This window comes from Streptomyces sp. SM1 (genome assembly GCF_002910825.1).
GTDB classification, from domain to species: domain Bacteria; phylum Actinomycetota; class Actinomycetes; order Streptomycetales; family Streptomycetaceae; genus Streptomyces; species Streptomyces okerensis.
The window spans coordinates 1-5,321 of the sequence record NZ_NEUB01000210.1; the positions used below are offsets into that span (position 1 = coordinate 1).

General features: G+C 70.0%; 5 protein-coding genes and 1 pseudogene. 1 reads left to right on the top strand and 5 read right to left on the bottom strand.

Features of this window, described 5'->3' with window-relative positions; all coding sequences use genetic code 11:
* From B9S61_RS04810 to fabG, 5 genes are all read right to left on the bottom strand, one after another.
* On the bottom strand, window positions 1-421 hold a 421-nt coding region (locus B9S61_RS04810), incomplete at its 3' end, for a hypothetical protein (RefSeq protein ID WP_103541074.1).
* A gap of 136 nt (window positions 422-557) precedes the next feature.
* Window positions 558-1,241 carry a uracil-DNA glycosylase gene (gene ung / locus B9S61_RS04815; RefSeq protein ID WP_103541075.1) on the bottom strand — a complete coding sequence of 228 codons (684 nt, stop codon included), beginning with the start codon at window positions 1,239-1,241 and terminating at the stop codon, window positions 558-560.
* Window positions 1,242-1,331: 90 nt separating this feature from the next.
* Window positions 1,332-2,918, bottom strand: coding sequence for an ABC transporter substrate-binding protein (locus B9S61_RS04820; RefSeq protein WP_181007247.1), 1,587 nt, complete (start codon window positions 2,916-2,918; stop codon window positions 1,332-1,334).
* Window positions 2,919-3,153: 235 nt separating this feature from the next.
* Window positions 3,154-3,912, bottom strand: a complete 759-nt coding sequence (locus B9S61_RS04825) for an SDR family oxidoreductase (RefSeq protein WP_103541077.1) — start codon at window positions 3,910-3,912, stop codon at window positions 3,154-3,156.
* 13 nt (window positions 3,913-3,925) lie between these two features.
* Window positions 3,926-4,687 (bottom strand): 3-oxoacyl-ACP reductase FabG, encoded by a 762-nt coding sequence (gene fabG / locus B9S61_RS04830; protein ID WP_103541078.1) that lies wholly within the window; start codon window positions 4,685-4,687, stop codon window positions 3,926-3,928.
* Window positions 4,688-4,976: 289 nt separating this feature from the next.
* Here fabG and B9S61_RS04835 point away from each other — a divergent pair.
* Window positions 4,977-5,321, top strand: a pseudogene (locus B9S61_RS04835) (excalibur calcium-binding domain-containing protein); the annotation flags it as partial.

The following is a 5,321-nucleotide window of genomic DNA, read 5'->3' on the forward strand; positions in this document are numbered from 1 at the left end:
CGTAGCGGTCGTCGGCGAGAGCGCCGGCCGCGTCCCGGGCCCGGCGGAGGTGGCTGCGGGCGGCGTCGGCCCGGCCGAGGCGGGCGTAGTCGGTGGCGAGGTTCAGCTGCAGCAACGGGTAGAGGGCGCGCACCGCCGGGGAGTCCTCATACGCGCCGGCGCGGTCGTCCGCGACCTCCTCCGCGGCGGTCAGGGCCCGCAGGTCCCAGGCCAGTTCGTCCCCGGGGTCGTCCTGGGTGGCAGCGAGGTAGTGCGCGAGGGTGCAGCGGTGCAGCGGGTCGCCGTGCTCGCCGATCTCCGCCCACAGCCCGAGGAAGCGGTTCCGGGCCTCCTCTCGGTCCCCCGCGTGGTGCAGCATCACGACCTGACCGATCCGCGTCAGCACGGCGTCCGGCGCCGCCTGCCCCTGTCGCTCCGCCACCACGTCCTCCGCACCGGTCGCCGGCTGTCGCCACCGACGCTAGCCGTCGGCAGGGGCGATACCGGACAGCCGCTCCGCAGCACCGGGACGCCGGGTGCGGGTCCGGCCGGCAGCCCGCACCCGGCGCCGGGCGGCCTCAGCCCCGGGAGGGAACCGTCCAGTCGATCGGCTCGTGGCCCTGCGCGGCCACCGCCGCGTCGATCTGGGTGAACGGACGGGAGCCGAAGAACTTCTTCGCCGACAGCGGTGAGGGGTGCGCCCCCTTGACCACCACGTGCCGGCTCTCGTCGATCAGCGGCAGCTTCTTCTGCGCGTAGTTCCCCCACAGCACGAAGACCGCCGGGTCGGGGCGGCCGGCGACCGCGCGGATGACCGCGTCGGTGAACCGCTCCCAGCCCCGGCCCTTGTGCGAGTTGGCCTCACCGGCGCGCACCGTGAGCACCGCGTTGAGCAGCAGCACGCCCTGTTCCGCCCAGGACATCAGATAGCCGTTGTCCGGAACGGGGGTGCCCAGCTCGGTGTGCATCTCCTTGTAGATGTTCCGCAGGGACGGCGGGATCCTGACACCCGGCCGGACCGAGAAGCACAGGCCGTGTCCCTGGCCCTCGCCGTGGTAGGGGTCCTGACCGAGGATCAGGACCTTCACCTTGTCGTACGGCGTGGCGTCCAGCGCCGCGAAGACCTCCTCGTGGGGCGGATAGACGGGACCCTTCGCCCGCTCCTCCTCGACGAACTCGGTCAGCTCCTTGAAGTAGGGCTGCTGCAGTTCGTCGCCCAGAACCCCGCGCCAGGACTCGGGCAGCATGGCGATGTCGGTCACGTCAATGTCCTCACGTGTGCGGTCACTTCCAGGTCACAGAACCTACAGGCGACCACTGACACCCGGCCCCGCGGCCGGGTGCCACCGCCTCTACCAGCTCGTCTTCCGGGACAGCTGCCACACCATCATGATCGTGGACGGGTCCATCGACCGCTCCGCGCCCGAGATCTCCCGGCTGGCCGCCACGTACTGCCGTCCCTGCCACAGGGGCAGCAGCCGCGCGTCCTCGACGAGGATCTCCTGGGCCTCCTCGAACTGCTTCACCACGTTGCCGCGGTCGCTCTCCCGGCGGGAGCTGGGCAGCAGCTCGGTCGTGATCCTGTTCGCCTCGTAGGGCGTACCGAGGGCGTTCTGCTTGCCGACGAAGGGGGCGACGAAGTTGTCCGCGTCCGGGAAGTCGGGGGACCAGCCGCGCCCGAACACCGGGTACTCGCCCTTCTGGTAGCCCTCGACGTACGTCTTCCAGGGGCGGCTCTTGAGCGTGACGTCGAACAGCTTCGACGCCTCCAGCTGCCGCTTGAGCTCCTTGAACTCCAGCGCGGTCTCGGAGCCGTAGCGGTCCGTGGTGTACCAGAGCGTGAGCGGGACCGTCTCGTCGATGCCCGCGTCGGTGAGGATCTCCTCGGCCTTGTCGACGCTGGGATCACCGTAGTCGTCGAAGAACCCGGTGGTGTGCCCGGTCAGGCCCTTGGGGACCATCGAGTACAGCGGATCGACGGTGTCCCGGTAGATCTTGTGCGCGATCGCCGCGCGGTCGACGATCTGCGCGATGGCCTGGCGCACCGCCTTCTTGCCGGCCCACGGGTCCTTCGGGTTGAACACCAGGTAGTTGATGTCGGTCCCGGTGCCCTCGATGACCTGGATCTCTTCTTCCTTGGACGCCTTGCCCTGGAATTCGATGACGTCGTCCGCGGCGAGACCGCGGTACGTCAGGTCGACCTGCTCGTCGCGCAGCGCCTTGACCATGGTGGCGGAATCCTGGAAGTAGCGGACGGTCACCGCGCTGTTCTTCCGCTCGGCGAAGCCCTTGTAGCGGTCGTTCCGGACGAGTTCGGCCTTCTCGCCCTCCTCGTACGACTGGAGGGCGTACGGCCCGGAACCGACGATGCCGGACTCCTCGCGCAGCGCGTCCGCCGGGTAGGCGTCCGGGTCGACGATCGACATCGCGGGGGTGGCGAGCACGAACGGGAAGGTGGCGTCCGCCTTGTTGAGGTAGAAGACGACCTCGCGTTCGCTGGGCGCCTGCACCCTCTCGAGGCTGCCCAGCAGACCGGCCGGACCACCGTTGACGTTGATCTGCCGGATCCGGTCGATCGAGTGCTTGACCGCCTTGGCGTCGAGCGTGCCGCCGTCGGAGAACGTCAGCCCCTCGCGCAGTTCGCAGCGGAAGACCTTGTTGGAGCTGTCGGAGAACTCGCAGCTCTCCGCGGCGTCCGGCTGGGGGCTGGTCGCTCCCACCGGGTAACTCAGCAGGGTCTGGTAGATGTTGCGGAAAAGCTCCCAGGAGCTGTCCCAGGAGGCGGCAGGATCCAGCGTGCTGGGCGAACTGGTGGTTCCCACGACGATAGGTCCCGCGTCGTCCGGGTCGTCGGGGGACAAAAGGCCGCATCCGGTCACCAGGGACGATATGGACGCGATGGCCGCCACCCGCCGCAGGCATCGGTTCCGGTTGAACACGCGCACGCTCCTCGATCTGCCACGCCAAGGGTCGGCAGACCATACCGCAGGTAAGCGCCCGCTGACCCTCCCCGGTGCAACCGTTGAGATCAACTTCCCGATGACTACGTTGTCACTCGCCGTCGCGGACCGGATACGCCGACACGGGCGCCGTTTTCGTCAACGGGCGCCCGTGTCGGGACTGTCCGGAACCGGCCCTCGCGTGCGCCTGTGAGCACGCGCGGGCCGGTACGGGTCAGGCCACGCCGGCGTTCAGGAAGATGCCGCCGTCGACCACCAGGGTCTGGCCGGTGACCCAGTCCGACTGGTCGGAGGTGAGGAAGGCGGCGGCGCCGCCGATGTCCGACGGCACACCGAGCCGGCCCAGCGGGTACCCGGCGGCGGCCTCCGCCTCCCGGCCCTCGTACAGCGCCTGTGCGAACTTGGTCTTCACCACGGCCGGGGCGATGGCGTTGACCCGCACCCGGGGCGCGAACTCGTGCGCCAGTTGCTGGGTCAGGTTGATCAGCGCGGCCTTGCTGACGCCGTACGCGGCGATGAACGGCGAGGGCGCGAGACCGGCGACGGAGGCGATGTTGACGATCGCGCCGCCGTTGTCCTTCTGCCAGGCGTGCCAGGTCTTCTGGGCGAAGCCCAGTGCCGAGATCACGTTGGTCTCGAACACCTTGCGCGCCACGTTCAGGTCGAGGTCGGCGATCGCGCCGAACACCGGGTTGGTACCGGCGTTGTTGACCAGGTAGTCGACGCGGCCGAAGGCCTCCATGGCGCGCTCGACGGCCACGGCCTGGTGGGCCTCGTCGTGCGCCTTGCCCGCGACGTACACCGCCCGGTCCGGACCGAGCTTCTCGACGGCCTCCTTGAGGGCGTCCTCACCCCGGCCCGTGATGCAGACCCGGTCACCGCGCGCGACGAGCGCTTCGGCGACACCGTAGCCGATACCGCGGCTGGCGCCGGTGATCAGGGCGACCTTGCCCGAAAGTTCCACAGCAGTCATGTTCCCGGTCTTCCTAGTCGAGCGGTCCGCCGGCGACGTACAGCACCTGGCCGGAGACGAAGCCGGCGGCCTCGCCGGTGAAGAAGGCGATGGCGTTGGCGATGTCCTCGGGCTCGCCGACGCGGGCGACCGGGATCTGGGTGGCGGCGGCGGCCTTGAAGTCCTCGAATCCCATGCCGACGCGGTCCGCGGTGGCCTTGGTCATCTCGGTGGCGATGAAGCCGGGAGCGACCGAGTTGGCGGTGACGCCGAACTTGCCGAGCTCCTTGGCGAGGGTCTTGGTGAAGCCCTGCAGACCGGCCTTGGCGGCGGAGTAGTTGACCTGGCCCCGGTTACCGAGGGCGGACGAGGAGGACAGGTTCACGATCCGGCCGAATCCGGCGTCGACCATGTGCTTCTGGCAGGCCTTCGACATCAGGAAGGCGCCGCGCAGATGCACGTTCATGACGGTGTCCCAGTCGGAGACGCTCATCTTGAACAGCAGGTTGTCGCGCAGCACGCCCGCGTTGTTGACCAGGATGGTGGGCGCGCCGAGCTCCTCGGCGATCCGCGCGACGGCGGCCTCGACCTGCGCCTCGTCGGAGACGTCGCAGCCGACCGCGAGCGCCTTGCCGCCGGCGGCGGTGATCTTCTCGACGGTGTCCTTGCATGCGGCCTCGTCGAGGTCGATCACGGCGACCGCGCGGCCTTCGGCGGCCAGTCGTACGGCGGTGGCGGCGCCGATGCCGCGCGCGGCGCCGGTGACGACCGCGACCCGCTGCTCAGTGGTGGACATTGCTGCTTCTCCTCGCCCTTGGGATGCGGCTCCTGCGGCCGGACTCATTCAAATGAGCGACCGCTTAGTACCTTCAGCAGACGTGACGCTAGAAGCCCTGGCACCCGGTGTCAACGGCACACCGCGCGTGTGTGATCCATTCCCCGCGCGGACGTCCATCCGGCCGGTCCGCGCGCCCGGTGTCCGCGTCCGGGCGAAGCACCCGATCGGCTCAGCGCCGCGCGCCCCGGCGCGGGGGCGCGCCTAGCGTCGAAGCGCGAGCCACCCGTGGCCGGAAAGGAGGCGCTCCATGCGTCGTCGCACCGGTGCCATAGGCACGCTGATCGCGCTCTGCGCGATCGTGCCGTTGGCCGACACCGCTCACGCCCAGGACCTGGACTGCAGCGACTTCACCTACCAGGAGGACGCACAGACCTTCTTCGACCTGGACCCGAGTGATCCGCACCGGCTCGACGAGGACCCGGGTCCGGACGACGGCGTGGCCTGCGAGGCGCTGCCCCGGCGGGGACTCACCTCGTCCACCTTCCGGCCGGCGCCGTCCGCCTCCCCCTCATCCGCCGCTCCTGCCCGGTCGCCGTCACCGTCGCCGTCCCCGACGACCGCTTCGCCCACCCGGACGGCGACCGCCACCTCC

What these genes read in the sequence shown, in the direction of transcription:
- fabG (WP_103541078.1), bottom strand. Translation starts at nt 4,687, where the DNA reads ATGTCCACCACTGAGCAGCGGGTCGCGGTCGTCACCGGCGCCGCGCGC.
- B9S61_RS04825 (WP_103541077.1), bottom strand. Translation starts at nt 3,912, where the DNA reads ATGACTGCTGTGGAACTTTCGGGCAAGGTCGCCCTGATCACCGGCGCC.